This is a genomic window from Ramlibacter pinisoli (assembly GCF_009758015.1).
GTDB classification, from domain to species: domain Bacteria; phylum Pseudomonadota; class Gammaproteobacteria; order Burkholderiales; family Burkholderiaceae_C; genus Ramlibacter; species Ramlibacter pinisoli.
The window spans coordinates 1,800,001-1,820,984 of record NZ_WSEL01000003.1; the positions used below are offsets into that span (position 1 = coordinate 1,800,001).

General features: G+C 63.1%; 13 protein-coding genes and 1 tRNA gene. 8 read left to right on the forward strand and 6 right to left on the reverse strand.

Going from position 1 to position 20,984, the window contains the following annotated elements; genetic code table 11:
- Positions 1–31: 31 nt before the first annotated feature.
- Both GON04_RS09925 and cysM read right to left on the reverse strand, forming a co-directional pair.
- Positions 32–568 (reverse strand): NUDIX domain-containing protein, encoded by a 537-nt coding sequence (locus GON04_RS09925; protein WP_181653975.1) that lies wholly within the window; start codon positions 566–568, stop codon positions 32–34.
- Positions 565–1,476: a cysteine synthase CysM gene (gene cysM / locus GON04_RS09930; RefSeq protein ID WP_157397734.1), complete on the reverse strand. Its 912-nt coding sequence runs from the start codon at positions 1,474–1,476 to the stop codon at positions 565–567. Before cysM ends, GON04_RS09925 begins: the two co-directional genes overlap by 4 nt.
- 40 nt (positions 1,477–1,516) lie before the next feature.
- Between cysM and GON04_RS09935 the strand changes: the two genes are divergently transcribed.
- From GON04_RS09935 to GON04_RS09965, 8 genes are all read left to right on the forward strand, one after another.
- Positions 1,517–1,603 (forward strand) — tRNA-Leu (locus GON04_RS09935).
- 8 nt (positions 1,604–1,611) lie between these two features.
- The gene (locus GON04_RS27060; protein ID WP_275406130.1) at positions 1,612–1,737 is read left to right on the forward strand and encodes a hypothetical protein; all 126 of its coding nucleotides are present in this window, start codon (positions 1,612–1,614) and stop codon (positions 1,735–1,737) included.
- A gap of 717 nt (positions 1,738–2,454) precedes the next feature.
- Entirely contained in the window at positions 2,455–4,176 is a 1,722-nt protein-coding gene (locus tag GON04_RS09940; protein WP_157397735.1) for a multicopper oxidase family protein, read from the forward strand.
- On the forward strand, positions 4,160–4,825 hold the full coding sequence (locus GON04_RS09945; protein WP_157397736.1) for an SCO family protein: 666 nt from the start codon (positions 4,160–4,162) through the stop codon (positions 4,823–4,825). The genes GON04_RS09940 and GON04_RS09945 overlap by 17 nt, the downstream gene beginning before the upstream one ends.
- Before the next feature lie 715 nt (positions 4,826–5,540).
- Complete coding sequence (locus GON04_RS09950) at positions 5,541–11,336, forward strand: peroxidase family protein (protein ID WP_157397737.1); 5,796 nt, start codon at positions 5,541–5,543, stop codon at positions 11,334–11,336.
- Positions 11,337–11,401: 65 nt separating this feature from the next.
- Positions 11,402–13,183, forward strand: a complete 1,782-nt coding sequence (locus GON04_RS09955) for a type I secretion system permease/ATPase (protein ID WP_157397738.1) — start codon at positions 11,402–11,404, stop codon at positions 13,181–13,183.
- A 2-nt stretch (positions 13,184–13,185) separates the two neighbouring features.
- A complete protein-coding gene (locus GON04_RS09960; RefSeq protein ID WP_157397739.1) occupies positions 13,186–14,535 on the forward strand; it encodes an HlyD family type I secretion periplasmic adaptor subunit in 1,350 nt (449 codons plus the stop codon).
- Between the two features lie 2 nt (positions 14,536–14,537).
- The gene (locus tag GON04_RS09965; protein WP_157397740.1) at positions 14,538–15,881 is read left to right on the forward strand and encodes a TolC family outer membrane protein; all 1,344 of its coding nucleotides are present in this window, start codon (positions 14,538–14,540) and stop codon (positions 15,879–15,881) included.
- A gap of 21 nt (positions 15,882–15,902) precedes the next feature.
- Here GON04_RS09965 and GON04_RS09970 read toward each other — a convergent pair whose 3' ends face one another.
- The 4 genes from GON04_RS09970 to GON04_RS09985 all read right to left on the reverse strand — a co-directional run bounded on the left by GON04_RS09970 (position 15,903) and on the right by GON04_RS09985 (position 20,982).
- Entirely contained in the window at positions 15,903–17,156 is a 1,254-nt protein-coding gene (locus tag GON04_RS09970; RefSeq protein WP_181653976.1) for a WcaI family glycosyltransferase, read from the reverse strand.
- A gap of 55 nt (positions 17,157–17,211) precedes the next feature.
- The gene (locus GON04_RS09975) at positions 17,212–19,434 is read right to left on the reverse strand and encodes a polysaccharide biosynthesis tyrosine autokinase (protein WP_232532967.1); all 2,223 of its coding nucleotides are present in this window, start codon (positions 19,432–19,434) and stop codon (positions 17,212–17,214) included.
- An 82-nt stretch (positions 19,435–19,516) separates the two neighbouring features.
- Positions 19,517–19,948 (reverse strand): arsenate reductase/protein-tyrosine-phosphatase family protein, encoded by a 432-nt coding sequence (locus GON04_RS09980; RefSeq protein ID WP_181653977.1) that lies wholly within the window; start codon positions 19,946–19,948, stop codon positions 19,517–19,519.
- Complete coding sequence (locus GON04_RS09985) at positions 19,945–20,982, reverse strand: polysaccharide biosynthesis/export family protein (RefSeq protein ID WP_338050959.1); 1,038 nt, start codon at positions 20,980–20,982, stop codon at positions 19,945–19,947. Before GON04_RS09985 ends, GON04_RS09980 begins: the two co-directional genes overlap by 4 nt.
- Positions 20,983–20,984: the final 2 nt, after the last annotated feature.

The window sequence follows — 20,984 nt, forward strand, 5'->3', positions numbered from 1 at the left end:
GCCGGTCATTGACCCGCTGCGGCCCGACCACCTAGTCCGTGCGCCTGGCCCATTCGACAAACTCAGGCTCATAGCCCTTGGCCCGCAGCCACTCTGCGAGCGCATAGCCGGTTCCGGCCGGCCAGCACTTCACCTTGTCGTGGTCATAGAGACGATAGTCGACCAGTTCCGGGGACAACCTCACCTCCCCTTGGGCCTGCACACCGTAGGCGATGATCACCTGGTTCATCCTCAGGAACTCGTAGGCGCCGATCAGCGACAGCGACGTCACGTCGAGATTCGTCTCTTCCTTCACCTCACGCGCAATGCCGGCCTGCGGCGACTCGCCTGCTTCCATGAAGCCGGTGATCAATGCATACATCGACTTGTTGGGCCACGCAGCATTGCGTGCCAGCAGAATCTTGCCTTGGTACTCGATCACGGCAGCGAGCACCGGCGTCGGGTTGTTCCAATGGGTCCAGCCGCAGGCAGGGCAGCGCAGACGCTCCTTGGCGCCGCCATCTTCGTCGGCCACGACCAGTTGCAGTGGCGTGGCGCACGCCGGGCAGAACTTGTAGGCCCCGCTCACGCCGGGAACACCCCGGTGGACAGGTAACGGTCTCCCCGGTCGCAAACGACAAACACGATCGTCGCGTCCCGCACCTGCGCCGCGACCTGCTGCGCCACCCAGCAAGCGCCGGCAGACGAGATGCCCGCGAAGATGCCTTCCTCGCGCGCGAGACGCCTGCACATCTCCTCGGCGTCGTCCTGGCTCACGTAGACCAGTTCATCGACGTCCGACGGATCGTAGATCTTGGGCAGGTACTCCTGCGGCCACTTGCGGATACCGGGAATGCGCGAGCCTTCATTCGGCTGCGCGCCCACGATGCGCACCTGCGGATTGTTTTCCTTCAGGTAGCGCGATACACCGGTGATCGTGCCCGTGGTGCCCATGGCACTGACGAAGTGCGTGATGCGACCCGACGTCTGCTCCCACAACTCCGGGCCGGTCGTCTCATAGTGGATGCGTGGGTTGTCCGGGTTGGCGAACTGGTCGAGCACCCTGCCCTTGCCTTCGCGCTGCATATTCTCGGCCAGGTCGCGGGCGTACTCCATGCCACCGCTCTTGGGCGTCAGGACCAACTCGGCACCGAATGCCTTCATGGTTTGCGCCCGCTCGATCGACAGGTCTTCCGGCATGATCAGCACCATGCGGTAGCCCTTGATGGCTGCCGCCATTGCCAGTGCAATGCCGGTGTTGCCGGATGTGGCTTCAATCAACGTGTCGCCTGGCTTGATCTCGCCACGCTCCTCGGCCCGGCGGATCATGGACAGGGCGGGCCTGTCCTTCACCGAGCCCGCTGGATTGTTGCCCTCAAGCTTGCCCAGGATGACATTGCCGCGGGACTTGTTCTCGGCAGCGCCGATCCGCTGAAGAGCGACCAAGGGGGTGCGGCCGACTGCATCTTCAATCGTGGGGTAGGTGACTAGCTCCATCGGAGCACTGTGCCATAATTTTTGTTGCGCTCTCAACGCTGCCGGAGTGGCGAAATCGGTAGACGCAGCAGACTCAAAATCTGCCGGTGGCAACACCGTCCCGGTTCGATTCCGGGCTCCGGCACCATGTGCACCATGGAAGAAGACCGCGCGCACGGCTCATTGTTGGAAATCTTGAGTCATGCGCCGGCGAGACCGCTGGCTGCTCTTTCAGCCCTGGCTGCCTTCGATGATCGACGAATGCTGCCATTCGCTCTCTAGTGACGCTCGCGCCTCATCGAAGGCTCACCTGACGAGGCGCCGCCTTTCCGGCCTCCGGCGATCGGTCACCCTCGGCGCCAAACGAATGCCGCGCAGCGGAGCAGGCAGTCGATCCATCAAAGGCCGACCGTTCGGTCATGAGATCCAGACCAAAGGTGCCGGTTGGGTCGGTTCAAAGGCCAAATCCGACCTCAGTATCCGCACCGATTCCACCTGTCGCGTTCTCCGCGAGCATGGCGGAACGGCCATGCTGGTGGACCTCGACGGGCCCCTCTTGGACAGTCCTTTTGAGGCTCGTGTGACCTGAGACTGAGGACCACGCCTCAGCCAATTGGCTGATGTAGAGGTTCCTTCTCATGCGGGACCTTGACCTCCAGTCAAGACATCGGCGCTCGACGGTGCGTTTCACTTCCGATAATTTTGTTCGAATGTGTTTCTTAAAGAAGAGCTTCGCCTGGCCCTTTTTCACACGGCACAGGTGTGGCTGGTGGGACGGCACCTTGGTGCCGAGCGCCTGAGCTACGGATGACGTGACCCCGGGCAGGTTGAGTGGCCAAGGTATCGCCGCGTACCTCCTCAAAACATGCGCCCGCCGGGGAGTCGCCAGCCCGGAAAGGCCCCACAGGCTGAGGCAGGACTCCTACATTGCATTCCGTAACGCTGGGTGAAATGCCCCAGTCGCCAGTGTTCCCCCGAGTACCTCTTCCAGGAGTTGTCATGGCACTTCGCATCGGATCCCGGGAGACCTCCGCCCCCCCAGGCGCGGGTCCCTCGAACAGGCATCGCCGCCTGCTATTGAAGTCGGGAGGCGCGGCCGTGACAGCGGCCGCGACTGTTCCCGTCATGTCGAAAGGCGACGACGACAAGACGCGGGCGCTCATTGTGCGTGTGCCGAGTCCGCCGACCAGGCCTTGGGCCGACGAGTTGCCAGTGCTACGCCCGCTGCAACCCGTGTCGTCGCTCAGCCCGATGCCGACGGGCCTGCGCGGCGTGGGGGAGTGCGGTCGCGCAGACCACGTCGCGTGGCCCGCCAATCCACCCGTCGACCTGTATCGCTTCGAGATGAAAGTCGGCAGCCATCAGTTCCACTCCGACCTGCCGTCGGCGAAGGTCTGGGGCTTCAATGGCACCTATCCCGGTTCGATGATCCATGCCCGCTACGGTCGGCCGATCCTGGTGCGCCTGGAGAACAAGTTGCCCAACGAAGTGACGGGCTGGGGGTCTCCGGACATCTCCATGCATCTGCACAACATGCACACGCCCTCAGCGAGTGACGGCAACCCGCTCGACTGGTTCAGCTCCCGCGCCTACGGCCCCGGCCTCACCAGCCCCGGCGAGTACAAGGACCACCACTATCCCATGGTGTATGCCGGCGGCGACTCGCGCGAGGCCCTGGGAACCTGCTGGTACCACGACCACCGCCTGGACTTCACGGCCGGCAATGTGTACCGCGGCATGGCCGGCTTCTTCCTGGTCTACGACGAGCTCGATTCGGGCAACGAGAACGACCCCAATCCGCTGGCGCTGCGCCTGCCCAGTGGCGACTATGACGTGCCCCTGATGCTGTCGGACCGCCAGTTCGACAGCAGCGGCTACGACCTCTTCGACGAGTTCAACACCGACGGTTTCATCGGCGACAAGTTCATGGTCAACGGCAAGATCCAGCCGTACTTCCATGTCTCGCCGCGCAAGTACCGGTTCCGGTTCCTCAACGCAGCGATCTCGCGCACCTACGACATCCAGATCCGCTACAACGGGGTGGCGCAGGGATTCCTGCAGATCGCCAACGACGGCAACCTGCTGCCCGCTCCGCTGGGGCGCACCAGCACCACCCTGGGCGTGGCCGAGCGATGCGACATGATCGTCGACTTCTCCAAGTTCCCGGTGGGCGCGGAGCTGTACCTGGTCAACCGGTTCCAACAGCTCGATGGCCGCAAGCCCGAAGACACCCTGCTGGCCAGCCCGATTCCCATGTTGAAGTTCATTGTGGACCGCCCGCTGTCCTCACCGGACTACAGCCGCGTGCCGGAGACATTGCGCGAGCTGCCGCCGGTCAACCTGAACGAGGTGGTCACAACCCGCGACTTCGTCTTCAGCAGGGACGGCGGGGCCTGGACCGTCAATGGCAAGTTCTTCAACGGCCAGCCGGCTGCCACGCCGAAGATGGGGACGGCGGAGATCTGGACGTTGCGCAATGCCAGTGGCGGCTGGATCCACCCGATCCACATCCATTTCGAGGAAGGCCGAATCCTCAGCCGCAACGGGGTTGCGCCGCCTGCGCACGAACGGGGTCGCAAGGACGTCTACCTGCTCGGTCCCAACGAGACCATCAGGGTGTTCCTGCGGTTCCGCGATTTCAGTGGCAAGTACGTCATGCACTGCCACAACCTCATTCACGAAGATCACGCAATGATGGTGCGCTATGACATCCTCCCTTGAAACCGGCGGCCGCCGCCGCACCCTCGCAACCCTGGCGGCAGGTGCCGCAGCCGCGGCAGCCGCCGCCGGCACGTACCTGCAGTTGAAGCCGCGGGAGCAGCCGCCCGCGGCGCCGCAGACGCGAGGGAGCCGGCGCTTCCCCGACGTGGAGCTCACCACGCACGAAGGCAAGCGCGTGCGTTTCTACACCGACCTGGTGAAGGACCGCGTGGTGTTCGTGAACATGATGTACGCCCAGTGCAGCGATCGTTGTCCGCCCATGACATACAACCTGCGACGCGTGCAGGACATGCTGGGTGCGCGCGTCGGGCACGACATCTTCATGTACTCCATCAGCCTGCTGCCCGAGCACGACACGCCGGCCGACCTGCATGCCTACATGAAGCAGCATGACGTCGGCCCGGGGTGGACCTTCCTCACCGGTGCCAAGGCAGACGTCGAGCGCTTGCGCGTCGCGTTGGGCTTCTATGACGTCGATCCGAAGGTCGATGCCGACATCGGCCAGCACACCGGCGTGGTGCGCATCGGCAACGACACCCTGGACCGCTGGTGCATGGCGCCTGCGCTGCTGGACGCCGACCAGATCGTCGAAACCCTGATGGCGGTGGACCCCGTGGCCCGCAGCAGCGGACGCACCAGGGTCAGCTGAAACCGGCCCCACGGCACCTCCGCAAAGCCCCGGCCTGCCAGGAATGGCAGCCGGGGCTTTGTCGTCCCGGTCATCCGCGGTACTTTGTTACCAAAAAACCCGCCACGATCTTTCTCGACAGTTAGTTGTGGCTTTCCTGTCCTTGGCCACGCAACTGCCGCCTGGCACTCCTCCCGGACCGATCGATTGCGCTGAAGTCGTTGACTGGCGCGACATCCGCATGGTTGGGCTGCCGACCCGTCAGGGTCTCCCTGATGCCTGGCTCGGGCACGCCCTCCCTCCCTTTAAGTGCGACATACCTCATAACGAACAAAAACTGGTAGTAACTACATGTTGCAGTGGTAACTACATCGTCGTGAGCAGCTGACTTCTTCCACACTCCGCTTCCGCCTGAAAAGTTCGCATTCTTTTGTGACCTTCTTCCCAGGTGGCAGGAGCTGCGAGATGTGTCATTTCCTTGACCGAGGACGCGACCTTCCGACTCGAGACGCGAGCCGACAAGCCCGTGCGCTCCCGTCGCTGCGCTCATCCGTGACTGGCGGCATTGGTTACACCCGCCCGCCCGTCGCGCTTGACGCAGCCCACTCCTTCTCCCTCGACCCCGCCACGGCTCCCTGGTACGCCCAGCTGCTGCGACGACGACAGCAGGACCCGCTTCGAACGACCCCTCTCTGAACCAATGCCTCCCAGTCAACCACCTTCCTGAAAGCGCAACATGCCCACCACCACTCCCCAGTACAACTTCACCGTCAACCTCGACGACCTGGCCTTCATCCTGAAGCAGATCAAGATCGCGGAGTCGACCACGCTGCCTAACGGACAGATCGACGGCGATGCCTATCGGGAAGCCATTGGCGGCGCCTTGCTGCCGTATGGCCTGCGCACGGTCGACGGCACGTGGAACAACCTGCTGCCCGGGCAGGAGAGGCTGGGCGCGGCTGACAACGTCATGCCGCGGCTCGTGGATGGCACCTTCCGCCAGGCCGAAGGTCGGCCGGTCGGCTTCTTCGGCCCCGGCGACCCGGGCACCGCCAGCAGCAGCTATGCACAGACGAACCCGAACGACTTCGTGTACGACACGCAGCCGCGCATCATCAGCAACCTCATCGTCGACCAGACCGCCAACAACCCGGCGGCCGTGATCGCCGCCTTGGAGCGGGCAGCCGACAACACCTTCCCGAACGACGGCCAGGTGCATACGAGCACGAATGGCACCATGTTCATCCCGAACCTGTCGCCCGACATCGGCCTGTCGCCCCCGTTCAACGGCGTGATGACCTTCTTCGGCCAGTTCTTCGATCACGGCCTGGACCTGATCACCAAGAACAACGGCACCGTGTTCGTGCCGCTGATGCCGGACGATCCGCTGTATGTCGAGGGCAGCCACACCAACTTCATGGTGCTCTCGCGCGCCGCCAACTCCACCGGCCCAGGCCAAGACGGGATTCTGGGAACCGCGGATGACGACACCCGCGGCCACCAGAACACCACCACCCCGTTCATTGACCAGAACCAGACCTACACCTCGCACCCGTCGCACCAGGTCTTCCTGCGCGAATACCAGATGGTCGACGGCAAGCCCCTGGCCACCGGCCGCCTGCTGAACGGTGCCCACGGCGAAGGCACCTGGGGCGACGTGAAGGCCCAGGCCTCGGCCCTGCTGGGCATCCACCTGACCGACTACGACGTGTTCGACGTTCCGCTGCTGGCCACCGACCGCTACGGCGAGTTCATTCGCGGCGAACACGGCTTCGTCCAGATCGTCACGACCACCGGACTGGTGGAGGGCGATCCCACCGCCAACGGCGGCCTGGGCGTCAACCTGCCGCCCAATACCGTCCACACCGGGCACCAGTTCCTGATCGACGTCGCCCATGGCGCGGTCCCGATCACGGACGCGGGCGTCCATCTGGTGGCCGACTCCGACAACAGCGTCGGCGGCGTGCCGAACCCCAACTTTGACCCGACCCAGCCGATCACCACGGCCAACCCCCTGCTGCTGGCGCAGCCGGCGGGCACCTACGACAACGAAATGTTGGACCGCCACTTCGCCACCGGCGACGGCCGCGGCAACGAGAACATCGGGCTGACCACGATCCACTCGATCTTCCATTCGGAGCACAACCGCCTGGTCGAGGGCTACAAGCAGACGCTGCTGGGCAGCGATGTCGCCACCCTCAACGAGTGGCTGCTGGTCGACGTCGATCACATGCCCACGCAGGACGAGATTGCGGGGCTGCGGTGGGACGGCGAGCGCTTGTTTCAGGCCGGCCGGTTCGCCACTGAAATCCAGTACCAGCACTTGGTCTTCGAGGAGTTCGCCCGCGCGGTGGACCCGAACGTCGACCCGTTCATCTTCTCCAACTCGGCCGACATCGACCCGGCCATCATGGAAGAGTTCGCCAACGTGGTGTACCGCTTCGGCCACTCGATGCTGACGGAGACCGTCGCGCGGATGGACCCCAACCTGCAGTCCGACGACATCGGCCTGATCCAGGCCTTCCTGAACCCGATCGCGTTCGATAAGGATGGCACGATCACCGAGGAGCAGGCCATCGGCGCGGTGATCCGTGGCATGGCCCGCCAGGTCGGCAACGAGATCGACGAGTTCATCACCGATGCGCTGCGCAACAACCTGGTCGGCATCCCGCTGGACCTGGCCACGCTGAACATCACCCGGGCTCGGGAGACCGGTGCGCCCAGCTTCAACGAGGCCCGCGCTTCGTTCTATGCAGCCACCGGCGACTCGCAGTTCGCGCCGTATACGAGCTGGGCCGACCTGGCTCCGCACCTGAAGAACCCGGCATCGATCGTCAACTTCATCGCGGCCTACGGCAAGTTCGACACCATCCTGGCCGCCACGACGGTGGATGGGAAGCGGCAAGCCGCCATGGACATCGTCTTCGGCGTGGAGGGCGAAACGCCCGCCCAAACCCAGGCCCGCGTGGCCTTCCTGCAAGGCACCGGTCCCTGGACGGCTGCGGCAGCCGGCCTCAATGACATCGACTTCTGGGTCGGCGGCCTGGCCGAAGCGAAGCTGGAGTTCGGCGGCATGCTTGGCCCGACCTTCAACTACGTGTTCGAAAAGCAGCTCGAGAGCCTGCAGAACGGCGACCGGTTCTACTACCTCAGCCGCACGCAAGGCTTGAACATGATCAACGAGCTGGAGGCCAACACCTTCGCTGCGCTGGCCATGCGCAACAGCGACCTTGGCATGACGGGCAACACCACCCACGTGTACGGCCACCTCTTCGGGACGGCCAGCTACATCCTGGAGATGGACCAGTCCAAGCAGCTGACCGGCATCAGCCATGTCGTCGGCGGCGTGGACCTGCTGAACGGCGATCCGACCCGCGACAACGAGTTCCTGAACGCCATGAACCCCCTGGTGGTGCGCAAGGCGCCGGGCGCGGACGTCAACGGCGACGGCTTTGCCGATGGCGGCGTGCTCAGCTACGCCTATGACGGCGGCGACCACGTCGTCCTGGGCGGCACCCAGGGCAACGACACCCTGCTGGGCGGCCGCGGCATGGACACGATCTGGGGCGACGGCGGCAACGACCGCATCGACGGCGGCGACGAGGCCGACGAGATCCACGGCGGTGACGGCGACGACATCATCACCGATCACGGAACGGTGGCCGGCGGCGCGGACTTCATTCGCGGCGATGAAGGCAACGACGTCATCAGCAACGGTCCGGGCAACGACGTCCTCTTCGGCGGCGGCGGCAAGGACTTCATCGTCCTCGGCAGCGACTTCTCCGAAGTCTTCGCCGGCCGCGACGACGACTTCGTGATCGGCGGCAACGGTCCCGACGGCCTGATGGGCAACGAGGGCAATGACTGGATCGAGGGCGGCGAAGGCTTCGACAGCCTGTCGGGCGAGAACTCGCAGCTGTTCTTCAACAGCACGATCATCGGCCACGACGTCCTGAACGGGAATGGCAACGACACCGACTACGACGGGGAGACCGGTGACGACATCATGATCCAGGGCCCCGGCATCCAGCGCAGCAACGGGATGTTCGGCTTCGACTGGGCCTCGCACAAGGGCGACAACGTGGCCGCCAACTCCGACCTGGGGATCCCGATCTTCAACTCGCAGGAGCCCTTCACCCTGCGTGACCGCTTCGACTCGGTGGAGGGTCTCTCGGGCTGGAAGTACGACGACATCCTGACCGGTGCCTCGGCCCTCAAGGGTGCCGCAGGCGGCGCGGGTGCCGGCCCGGGCAACCCGCCGGACGAGAGCGACCTGAAGTCGCAGAACGTCAGCCTCATCAATGGCTTCGCCCAACTGCTCGGCATGACGCAGGCGCAGATCGACGCGCTGCCGGTCAACACTTCGGTGATCGACGTCACGCTTGGCGCAGAGGTCATCATCGGCGGTGCTGGCAGCGACACGATCCGGGGCAACCTGGGCAACGACTACCTGGACGGCGACGCCTGGCTGAACACCCGCATCCGCGTCACCCACAACGTCGGCGACGCCAACACGGCCGCCAACGAGTGGTTCACTGTCGACAGCCTGGCCCAGCTCACCCCCCGCATGATCAGCGGTGAGATCAATCCCGGCCAGCTGCACATCGTTCGTGAGATCGTTCAATCGACCACGGCATCCGCCGAAGTCGACACGGCGGTCTACAACGGCGACTCCGCCGACTACACGCTCACCCGCAATGGTGACGGTTCCATCACGGTGGCCCACACCAACGTGGTCGCCGGTGTGCTGGACGACGGCACCGACCTGATCCGCAACTTCGAGCAGATCAGGTTCGCCGATCGCACGGTGGTGGTGGGCAATGTGGCGCCGGAAATCACCTCCAGCGGTGGCGCCGCCTCGGCTGCCAGGTCAGTCGCGGAAAATACGACGGCCATCGCCACTCTGACGGCGACCGACGCGAACAACGCGACCAACTTCGACAATATCCCCGCCCAGACCCTGACCTGGTCCATCAGCGGTGGTGCCGACGCCTCGGCGTTCAGCATCAATGCCACGACCGGCCAGCTGTCGTTCGTCACGCCGCGGAACTTCGAGTCCCCGACCGACGTCGGCAACAACAACGTCTACGACGTCATCGTCAAGGTCTCGGACGGTTCGCTGTTCGACACCCAGGCGCTCGCCGTGACGGTGACGAATGCCGACGACGCCGCGACCGGCTCGGTGGGCATCACCAGCAGCGCCGCCACCGGCTCCGATGCGACCCTGCAGGCGGTCAACCTGCTGGCCGACCAGGACCTGCCCGGCGGCGTGGTTCCCACCTACCAGTGGCAGCGCCTGGTGGGGAGCACCTGGACCAACATCCCGGGAGCAACGGGCTCTTCACTGGCTGCTCAGTCGAATACGACGGATCGGGTGGTGGCGACGTATAGCGACGCGTTTGGGTCGCATAGCGTGGTGTCGGACATGACGGCCATTGTGGGTACGACGGCAAACAACGGAATTACGGGCACGCCTGGTAAGGAAATCATCTTTGGATTAGACGGCAATGACATCATGGACGGTGGCGCCGGACCTGATGTCATGTCCGGTGGTGCGGGAGATGACAGCTACGTCGTAGATGATCTAAACGACGTCGTCGTGGAAGCCGCTGGGAATGGCAATGATGAGCTAAAGAGCCGTGCGTCCAACTATGTGCTGGGCGACGGCGTGCACGTGGAAAAAGCATTCCTGATCGATTCGGCCATTAGTTTCACTGGCAATGCACTGAACAACCTTATCGTTGGCAACGCTCTTGCCAACACCCTAAATGGAGGAGACGGCAACGACTACCTCTATGGGGACCTTGGCAACGACACGCTGATTGGCGGCGCCGGAGCGGATCAATTGGACGGCGCCTCAGGTGCAGATACCATGATCGGCGGCCTGGGTGACGACAGCTATGTAGTCGACAACATCAATGACGTTATCGTCGAAGCCGCCGGTGAGGGAACCGAAGAACTTAAGAGCAGAGCGGCCGACTACACCCTCGGCGAAAACGTGTACGTTGAAAAGTTCTTCCTGATCGACGCAGCTGTCAGCGGCACCGGCAATTCTCTCAACAATATCATTGTTGGCAACAACGGCGCCAACACGCTTGACGGCCGGGATGGCAATGACTATCTCTCGGGTGAATCCGGAGATGACACGCTTATCGGCGGCGGCGGCAATGACCTGCTACTTGGCGGCCTCGGCGCGGATGTACTGATCGGAGGATTGGGGGCAGACGACCTTTCTGGCGGGAGCGGAAACGATGTTTTCAGGTTCCTCGCGACGTCTGATTCACTTGCAGGCTCGAGAGATGTAATCCGTGACTTCATTTCCGGCACCGACCGGATAGACCTGAGCAACGTTAACGGTACACCCTTAACGTACATTGGTACCGATGCCTTCACAAGCGCAGGTCAGGTGCGATATAGCTTGGTCGGCGGCCAAACCATCGTAGAAGTCAACGTGAGCGGCGGCGCAAGCGCAGATATGCAAATTGCGCTGGTGGGGACGTCTGCCCTGACAGGCGCCGACTTCATCCTCTAACCCGGATACGGCGCGGCATCCTCTTCTGAGAGGGGAGGCCGCGCCCTCCGAACAATAGGCCACACATGACCAAATCCCCCCCTCCGAACTCCTCGGGTGAACTGAAAGCTGCCCTTGCGGACTGCAAGGGCGCCTTCCGCAAGGTGGCGGTGTTCAGCGCCATCATCAACCTGCTGCTGCTGGTGCCCTCGCTCTACATGCTGCAGGTCTACGACCGCGTGCTCGCCAGCCGCAACCAGACCACGCTGCTGATGCTCACTATCTTGGTGCTCGGCGGCTTCGCGCTGATGGGTGCCCTGGAGTGGGTGCGCAGTGCTATTCTGGTCCGGGTGGGCACCCGGCTTGACATGAAGTTGAACCGGCGCATCTACACCGCCGCCTTCGAGCAGAACCTCAAAGGCAAAAACGGCAATGCCGGCCAGGCCTTGCAAGACCTCACGACGGTGCGGCAGTTCCTTACGGGCAATGGGCTCTTCGCCTTTTTCGATGCGCCCTGGTTCCCGATCAACCTGGCCATCATCTTTCTCTTCAGCCCCTACTTGGGCACCTTCGCCCTGGCCGGCACTCTGGTGCTGATCGCGCTGGCCTTCGCCAGCGAGGCGGTCTCGCGCAAGCCCCTGGCGGAGGCGAGCAACATGGCCGTCGCGGCCAACGCCCTGGCGACCAACAACCTGCGCAACGCCGAAGTGATCGAGGCGATGGGCATGCTGCCCAATCTGATGGCACGCTGGTTCAAGCTGCATGGTGTGTTCCTGGGCCTGCATTCCACCGCCAGCCAGCGGGCCGGCGCGATCGCCTCAACGACCAAGGCCGTGCGCACGGCCATCCAGTCCTTGGTGCTCGGGTTCGGCGCGCTGCTGGTGCTGGAAGGCAAGATGTCTGGCGGCATGATGGTCGTCGCGTCCATCCTGATGGGCCGCACCCTCAACCCGGTCGAGCAGTTGATCGGCGTGTGGCGCAACTGGAGCAGCACCCGCAGCGCCTACCGACGCTTGAACGAGCTGCTGCAGGCGAACCCGCCGCGCCACTCGGTGATGTCGCTGCCCAAACCCCAAGGACACGTGGTGCTGGAGACCGTGACCGCGGCCCCGCCCGGCTCGGCCACCCCCGCCATTCGCAACCTGAGTTTCGCGCTCGCCCCCGGCGACGTGCTGGGCGTCATCGGGCCCAGTGGCGCCGGCAAGTCCACCCTCGCCCGCCTGCTGGTGGGGGTCTGGCCCGCCGCCTACGGCAGCGTGCGCATCGACGGTGGCGACGTATACCGCTGGAACAAGGACGAATTGGGGCCCCACCTGGGCTACCTGCCGCAGGACATCGAACTGTTCGCGGGAACGGTGAGCGAGAACATCGCCCGCTTCGGTCAGGTCGACGCCGGGGAAGTGGTGCGCGCGGCCAAGCAGGCCGGCGTGCACGAGATGATCCTGCTGCTTCCCAAGGGCTACGACACGCCGCTGGGTGACGGTGGCCTGGGCCTGTCAGGCGGGCAGAAGCAGCGCATCGGCTTGGCACGTGCCCTGTACGGCGACCCGTCGTTGCTGGTGCTGGACGAGCCGAACTCCAACCTTGACGAAGCCGGCGAACAAGCACTGGTGGAAGCGATCCTGGACCTGCGCAAGGCCGGCAAGACGCTGGTCCTCATCACGCATCGCACCAGCGCCATCGGCGTCACGACGAAACTGCTGCTCCTGCGCAACGGTTCGCAAGAGATGTTCGGTCCCACCGCCAAGGTGCTGGCAGACTTGACGACAGCGCAGCAGAAGGCCCAGGCCGCCCGCCCACGCGTGGCGCCGATGGAGGCAGGCACCGGGACGGAGCCCGGCGACGAAACACGCACGGAGAGGGGTTGACAATGAGCTCGAACCAGCTTGCCCTGCAGACCGGTGGCCTGATGCCGCCGCCCGATATCGCCGGCGCCTCCACGGATGCCGAAGCACCGGCGGAATGGGGTTGGTGGATCCTGCTGCTCGCGTTCGGTGTGTTCCTGGCCTGGGCGGCGCTGGCGCCGCTGGACAAGGGTGTGCCCCTGAGCGGCACCGTCACCGTCGCCACCAACCGCAAGGCCGTTCAGCACCTCAATGGCGGCACGGTCGAAACCATCCTGGTCAAGGAAGGCGACGCGGTCAAAGCCGGGGACCCGCTGGTGCGAATGGTCGCCGTACTGCCCAAGGCGAATGCCGACTCCCTGCGCGTGCAGTACCTGGCGGCGCGCGCGGCCGAGGCCCGCTTGCTGGCCGAGCGCGACGGCGCGCGCAGCATCGTGTTCCCGGCGGAACTCGAAGCCCTTCGGACCGATCCGCGTGCCGACGCGAACTTGCAACTGCAACGCCAACTGTTCAGCTCACGGCAAGCCGCGCTTGTCAGCGAACTGGCGGCGTTCGACGAGAACATCGCCGGCGTCCTGCAGCAGAACCGGGGATTGGTCGATTCACGCGAAGGTAAGAAGCAGCAGTTGCAGTTCCTGCGCGAGCAGGTGGACGGCATGCGCGACCTGGCGGCCGGAGGCTACGTCGCCCGCAACCGCCTGCTGGAGCTGGAGCGCAGCCACTCGCAGCTACTGACGGCCATCGCCGAAGACACGAGCAGCATCGCCAAGGGCGAGCGGCAAGTCGCCGAGCTGAAATTGCGCCGGCTGCAGCGCCTGCAGGAATACCAGAAGGACGTGCGCTCCCAGCTGGCCGATGCCCAGCGCGAAGCCGACGGTCTGGGCAACAAGCTCACCGCGCTGGACCATGACCTGCAGAACGTCGTGGTGCGGGCACCGGTCGACGGCACCGTGGTGGGCATGAACATTTTCACCAACGGCGGCGTGGTGCCCCCGGGGCAGAAGATGATGGACATCGTGCCCGCCGATGACCCGCTGGTGGTGGACGGCCAATTGCCTGTGCATTTGGTGGACAAGGTGCGCCCCGACCTGCCGGTGAACCTTATCTTCTCGGCCTTCAACCAGAACGTCACACCCCAGATCCCCGGCCTGATCACCCATGTGTCGGCCGACCGGATGGTGGACGACAAGACCGGCCAGCCGTACTACAACGTCAAGGCCAAGGTGGCGCCCGAGGGCCGCCAGATGATCTCGGCCCTGAACATCCGCCCCGGCATGCCGGTGGATCTTTTCGTCAAGACCGGAGAACGCACGTTGATGAATTACATGCTCAAGCCGCTGATCGACCATTTCCACATGGCCATGCGGGAAGAGTGAGCGTGCGCGCCCGCTTCACTGCCACGTCGTCGGTGCGGGCGCTGGTGGCGCTCGCGCTTTCCCTGGGGACCAGCGCACACGCCCTGGGGTTGATGGAAGCCTATGAGGCCGCCGTCGTCAACGATCCCGTGTACCGCGCGGCACGACACGAGTACGAAGCCTCGCAGCAGTACCGCGCCCTGGGCCGCTCGAACCTTCTGCCACAGGTCTCGGCCAGCTACACGCGCCTGCGCAATCACGCGGACATCGAGACCGCCACCATCGCAGGCCCCGTCACGACCAAGCCCAGCTACACCAGCATCGCAGGCCAGTTGCAGGTGAGGCAGCCCGTCTTCTACCCGGAAGGCCGGGCCAAGGACCGCCAGGGTGCGGCGCAATCGCAGGCCGGTGAAGCCGTGTTCGCGCAGCGGTCGCAGGAAATCATCGTCCGCGTGGTGGCTGCCTTTGTCGAAGCGCACCACGCCGACGACCAGCTGCGCCAGGTGCGCGCACAGCGCGAGGCCTATTTCGAAGCACGCGCGTCGGCCCAGCGCCTGCGCGAGCGCGGCGAAGGCACGGTGACGGAAGTCCTGGAGGCGCAGGCTCGCCTGGACGGCGCGGAAGCCCAGCTCATCGAAGCGACCGACCTGCTGGCGCAGGCGCGGCAGGAGCTGGCAGCCATCATCGGGCGTCCGGCGGAGCAGCTCGACCCGCTGGTGCGCGACTTCCGCCCGCGGCCGATGCAGCCTGCCTCGTTCAATGAATGGCGGGAACTGGCGATCGTCAACAGCCCGGAGCTGCAGACCCAGCGACGGATCGTTGACATCGCGGTCGAAGAAGTCAACAAGGCCAGGGCTGGCTACCTGCCGCGGATGGACCTGCTGGCGACGGCTTACCGGAACCAATCGGACACCACGAACACGATCAACCAACTCGCCAACGTCGTCAACATCGGCGTGCAGCTCACGGTTCCGATCTATTCCGGCGGCGCCATCGACGCCAGCACGGCGCAGGCGGTGGCCAACCACGCCAAGGCACAGGCCGACCTGGACGCCAAGGTGACGCAAGTCGAAGTGGAACTGCGTAAGCAATACAACCTGAACCTGAGCAGCCTGGCCCGGATCGATGCGGCCGCCAGTGCGCAGCGATCGGCCGCGTCGGCGGTGGAAGCCACCATCCGCAGCGTGCGCGGCGGGCAACGTACCAGCCTGGACGTGCTCAATGCGCAGCGCCTGTTGTTCGAGACCGAGCGCGATCTCGCGCTGGCGCGCTACAGCTACTTGCTGGCCCACACGCGGCTGCGGCATGCGGCGGGGTTGCTGGGGGCGGACGACCTGGGAGATGTGGCCTCGTACTTCAAGCCGTAGCTGGCAAGTTCGCAGTGCCGCTTAGCTCGAGAACGACTTCGCCCGGGCTTCGCCGACCAGGGATTCCAACTCCGACTCGAAAGTCTTGAGCACAGCATCTCGATCGAGTTCACGCTCGGCGAATGCCCGCCCATTGGCGCCCATGACAGCGCGAGTGCTCGGGTCGCCCGCGAGTTGCAGGACAGCACCAGCAAAGGCTTGCGCGTCTTCCGGCGCAACAACCAGCCCGCACTTGGCGCGCCGCTCCACCACGTCTGCCAGCTCGGTCTCTGCAGCGGCCGTCACCACCACTGGCCGCGCACTGGCGACCATGCCCCCGAGCTTGGAGGGCATGACAAGATCGGCCGCATCCGCACGCTGAGGGAGCAGATGCAGGTCGGCCAGCGCCAACAAGTCACTGAGACGGCGCAAGGGTTGCAGCGGCAGAAAGCGCACGTTGGGCAGGCCTTCACAGCGCTGAACGAGATCGGGCTTGCCCGTGCCGTCGCCGCAAAACACGAAGGTGATGCTGGCGTTGTTGCGCAGAATCCGTGCGACATCTGACAGGATCTCGAGTCCCTGCTTGTTACCCATGTTCCCGGAGTAGAGGGCAACGACGGTATCTGCCGCGATACCAAGCTCCTCGCGATAGCTGCTGGACTTCTGCGGCTGGATCAGCGAGATGTCGACCCAATTGGGGAAAAAGACGAGCCGATCCGACGCCAAGCCCTTGCTCGCCGCAAGATCCATCATGCGACCTGAGATAGTGGACACGCGGTCGAAGCGGCGCATCAACCAACGCTCCATCACGAGAGCCATCCTCTTGAGACGACCGCCCTTCAGCAAACCCATGCTGAAGGCGGCATCGACCTCAAAGTCCTGCACGTGCAGCCATGACTTGCCGCCGGCAAGAGCCGCCAGCAAGGCTGTTGCCGGAGCGCACGCGAGTGCGGGCTCTGCGACCCACACCACGTGTGGGCGCCAGATCCACTGGCGTGCCATCACCGGCAGGCTGGTCAGGGCGAAGCTCAGGAGATGGACGATTCGCTTCAGGCCGCCTGCACGCTGCGGCACCCACAACGGGCAACGCCATATCTGCAGGGCGGCGCCAGATTCAGTGCGCCAACGCCAACCGCTGTACGTCTGGCGTACCTTCCACTCCGGGTAATACGGAGGCGCAGTGACGACGCGAACGTTGTGGCCCTGTGCCGCAAGCCAAGCGGCCATTTCCCCGGTGTACTTGCCAATGCCGGTGAGTTCAGGCGCGAAATTGATACCGTGAATGAGGATGCGCACGTTAAGTCGAACTCTCTCTGCGCGCTTCGATCGAAAGGTCTCTGACCAGTGCTAATTAGGAAGCGGAATCTCGGTTGTATGCGTACTGCTTGGAGCCGTAGCGATAACCGACATAACTATAGCCGCCATACTTGTAGCCGTATTTGCCATAGTGCCGCCGCGAGACATCGAGAGCGTTGAACAACACTCCGTTGGCTGCCTTGCCCGAATGGGCGAGCCGGCGCGCGCTCTCATGCAGGTCGCCGATGGTTGTCAACTCCGCACGTGCAACAAGAAGTAGCGTGCCGGCATGCGCCGCAATTGACAATGTATCGGCCGCAACAAGAACGGGCGCACTATCGATAACGACGAGATCGTACTGCGCGGACAATTTCTCGAGCAGGGCAGCAAAAGCCGCGCTTCCAACCAACTCCGCTGGATTTGGTGGAAGCGCGCCCGTAGGCAGGAAGTCGAACTGCGGAAGAATCCCGTGTCGGATCGCCTGATCACTTGATATCTGACCAGCCATCAATTCCGACAGTCCGCCATCCCGGGGAATCCCAAAATATTGATTCAGGTGGCCTTTGCGTAGGTCAGCGTCGATCAACAGTACTCGTTTGCCCGCGCTGGCAAGGACAGCCGAAAAATTGACGGAGACAAAGCTCTTCCCCACGCCAGGCGTCCCCCCCGTAATGAGCACACGATTGTTGTTTGACTCCAGCATCGCAAATTGCAAGGCTGTGCGCAGGCTGCGAAGTGCCTCCACCGCGATGTCCTGCGGTGCAGCGTGCGCCAAGACGTGCAGGCCAGGAGCCTTAGCGGCGGCGAGTCGGGCCATCTGCTGTTGCGCATCGCTCAGTGGCACAGTGCTGTACACGCTCAATCCCGTCTCAGCTTCCACCTCCTGCGGGCTGCGCACTCCGCGGAAAAACGAAGCTCGCGCGAGTGCCAATAGGATGCCCCCCAGCAAGCCGACCAACGCCGCAATGCCGACCGTTAGCGATTTACGAGGCCGGACAGGTTCGATGGGAGCAATAGCGGGATCTATAAGGCGGACGTTTCCGATTTTCCCCTCTCGAATCAGCTGCATTTGGAGCGCATTGTTGCGCAACTGCTGATACAGCTCATTGTTCACCTTTACGTCGCGCTCAAGACGCACAGCCTCCTGCTGGACGGAAGGCAAGCCCTTGACTCGCGAATTTAACGTGGCGATTTCACGACTCCAAGCAGCGATCTGATCATCGAGCGTTTTAACCTGCGGGTGCTCAGGCGTAAAACGCGCCACGAATTCGCGCCGCTTTTGCTGGGCCTCTAGCAGCTTTCCCTGGAGTTCCACGCTCTGCGTTAAGATTAGCCTGGCTTCTTCGTCAAGGGACACCGTCCCTTTTTGATTCCGATAGCGGTTGTACGCCTCTTCAGACTGATCTAGCTGTTTTTTAAACTGCGGGAGTTGAACATCGAGAAAGGACAGCGTCTTTTGCGCTTCGGCCGCTTTCCTTTCTACGTTCTGGCGGACGTACTCTTGCCCTATTGCATTAAGAATGGTCGTTAGCTTCGTCCTGCTTGTGTCTTGCAGAGTAGCGTCAATCACGCCTGATTGACGCCCCTTCTCGGATAACTTCAGGTTCTGCTGGAGCCTCTCCACGGTTTCCAAACGCGAATGCCGGATCAGTTCAAACTCTGCGCCGGCTTTTGCCTCCAATTCGGCCACATTCAAGAGAAGATCGCTCTCTGCCAAGCGAACCGCAAGGGGTACTCCAACGGATCCTCGTTGAGCCTTCATCCCCTCACCAGACAAGGTGAATTGGCCTTCACCAAGCGCAGTCAGCGTGAAGCGAGTGTTCTCTGAGGCGGCCGGTACGTCAAACACTTTCACCACAACCCGTTCAGTCCCTGTTACCCACCCCCCAACACCGAAAAATCCTGGCTGCGAAAGGCTATTTGCGTTACGCGCCAACCATTCGCCGATTACCGGGGGCCGCTTGGGCCTTGCGGTGATGTAAAGCAACGTGCTGTCCACAGCTCGACCAATCACCATGCGTGATCGAATGATTTCCATCTCAGCGGTTGCCGGTGTCTTGACGTCGAACAGACTGGCGGCCTCCCCGAGAAAACTTTTTGCGGAACTCTGCGAATCTTCGACCTGTATCAGCAGATTAGACTCATACACGGGGTTCGCGAACAGAGCGTAGGCGACGCCAATTCCGATTGCGGCGGCCGAGATGGCCGCTATCAACCAGCGGCTGTCTAGGATAATATCCCAATATTCCAGGAGATTGATCTCCTCGGTACTATTCATCGGTTGTGGAACCGGGGAATTCCCAACGAAGCTTTGCTGAAGCGGAAGCGGAAGCGGAAGCGGAGCATTCATAGACGCGCCCTCACAATTTCTGGATTCTTTGGACCCACTCGGCAACGCCGTCTTGGATCAGATTGAGTACTCTGCGAAACTCTGACAAAGGGGCTCGATATGGGTCCGGGATGTCCTGCTTTATGTATTCGCCGAGCCGAAACGATTTCCCCTGGACTTGGGGATAAAGCGACCCCACGCGTGTGCGTTGCTCCCCATCCATCACCAGCAAGAGATCAGCCTCGTGGCACATCTGTCGGTTCAACTGGGTGGCACGGTGTCGGGTTATATCGAGGCCCAGCTCATGCATCAGGAGTACTGCCGAAACATCAGCAGGCATGCCGATCAAGGCGCCAAGGCCGGCGCTTCGGACCTGAATAGATGGCAGACACTTTGCGAGCAGGCCTTCTGCCATAGGGCTGCGGCAAATATTGCCCTCGCAAATGACAAGAATGGTCTTCACGGATTTAGAGTAGTACGCGTCACGGCCGCAGCTTGGGCGGACGGCAGGATAAGGGAAATGATTCGATTCCAGTTCACCAGCGGCACCGGATCGATGTAGACCACGTCCCGGGACCGAAGCGAAAACGTTTCAGCCAACGCGAGCGCTGTGGGATTATTAGCGTTGAGATGGAAGACCGCTGGCGGCTTGCCAACTTCCACATTTCTAATCACATAAATCTGACTGCTGTTGGCTGTATTCAGACTTGGGCCGCCGGCTTCGCCGAGCGCTTCGTTGAGCGACAATTGGCCATTCCGCATCTGCAACGCCGTCGGACGGGCGATCTCGCCCATCACAAACACCTTGCTGTCGTCCCGGCTCCGCACGGTCACCAAGTCGCCGCTTTCAAGCAGGATTTGGTTCGGGTTGATGCCGAGTTCCTGCAGTTGCATGAGGTTGATGATGCTCGTCTGGTTGGCGCGGGTAAGAGTAATAAACGAACGATCTCCCACCGGCGTGATGCCGCCTGCACGATTAATAGCCTCGGGTAGAGTCATCGGTAAGTCGGTGAACACTTGAGAACCGGGTGAGCGCACCTCACCATCCACATAGGCTCTGCGACTTCGATAGGAGTTGATCCGTACACTGACTTGCGGCTCCTTGATGAACCGGGCCAGGCGCTGTTGAATGAGGTCCTGAGCTTCTATTTCCGTAAGGCCAGCAACTCGCACTCGGCCAATAAAGGGATACGAGACCTGCCCATCAGCCCCCACTGTGAATCCAGGCGCAGGACTTATCCCCGTGGGGTCAACTTGCTGGCTGATGACGGCGCCAGCGTTGGGGAGGAGTTCGGGATGGTCATACACGACGATGTAAAGCACATCGCTGGGCCCGATCGTGTAAGGCCTAGCCGTACCCAGCAACCGACGTACGTCGGCAGATACCTCCCGCGGCCTCGCGGATTGCTGCGCCTGCACGAGAGCTGGGCTGATAGGGATGATGACGCCCTGTGGCGGGCTGATCACATCGCCGGGGACATATTGGCCAAGCGTGATGC

Excerpts from the sequence above, each read along its gene's own strand:
- cysM (WP_157397734.1), bottom strand. The coding sequence starts at position 1,476 with ATGGAGCTAGTCACCTACCCCACGATTGAAGATGCAGTCGGCCGCACC.
- GON04_RS09945 (WP_157397736.1), top strand. The coding sequence starts at position 4,160 with ATGACATCCTCCCTTGAAACCGGCGGCCGCCGCCGCACCCTCGCAACC.
- GON04_RS09950 (WP_157397737.1), top strand. The coding sequence starts at position 5,541 with ATGCCCACCACCACTCCCCAGTACAACTTCACCGTCAACCTCGACGAC.
- GON04_RS09940 (WP_157397735.1), top strand. The coding sequence starts at position 2,455 with ATGGCACTTCGCATCGGATCCCGGGAGACCTCCGCCCCCCCAGGCGCG.
- GON04_RS09960 (WP_157397739.1), top strand. The coding sequence starts at position 13,186 with ATGAGCTCGAACCAGCTTGCCCTGCAGACCGGTGGCCTGATGCCGCCG.
- GON04_RS27060 (WP_275406130.1), top strand. The coding sequence starts at position 1,612 with ATGGAAGAAGACCGCGCGCACGGCTCATTGTTGGAAATCTTGAGTCAT.
- GON04_RS09955 (WP_157397738.1), top strand. The coding sequence starts at position 11,402 with ATGACCAAATCCCCCCCTCCGAACTCCTCGGGTGAACTGAAAGCTGCC.
- GON04_RS09975 (WP_232532967.1), bottom strand. The coding sequence starts at position 19,434 with ATGAATAGTACCGAGGAGATCAATCTCCTGGAATATTGGGATATTATC.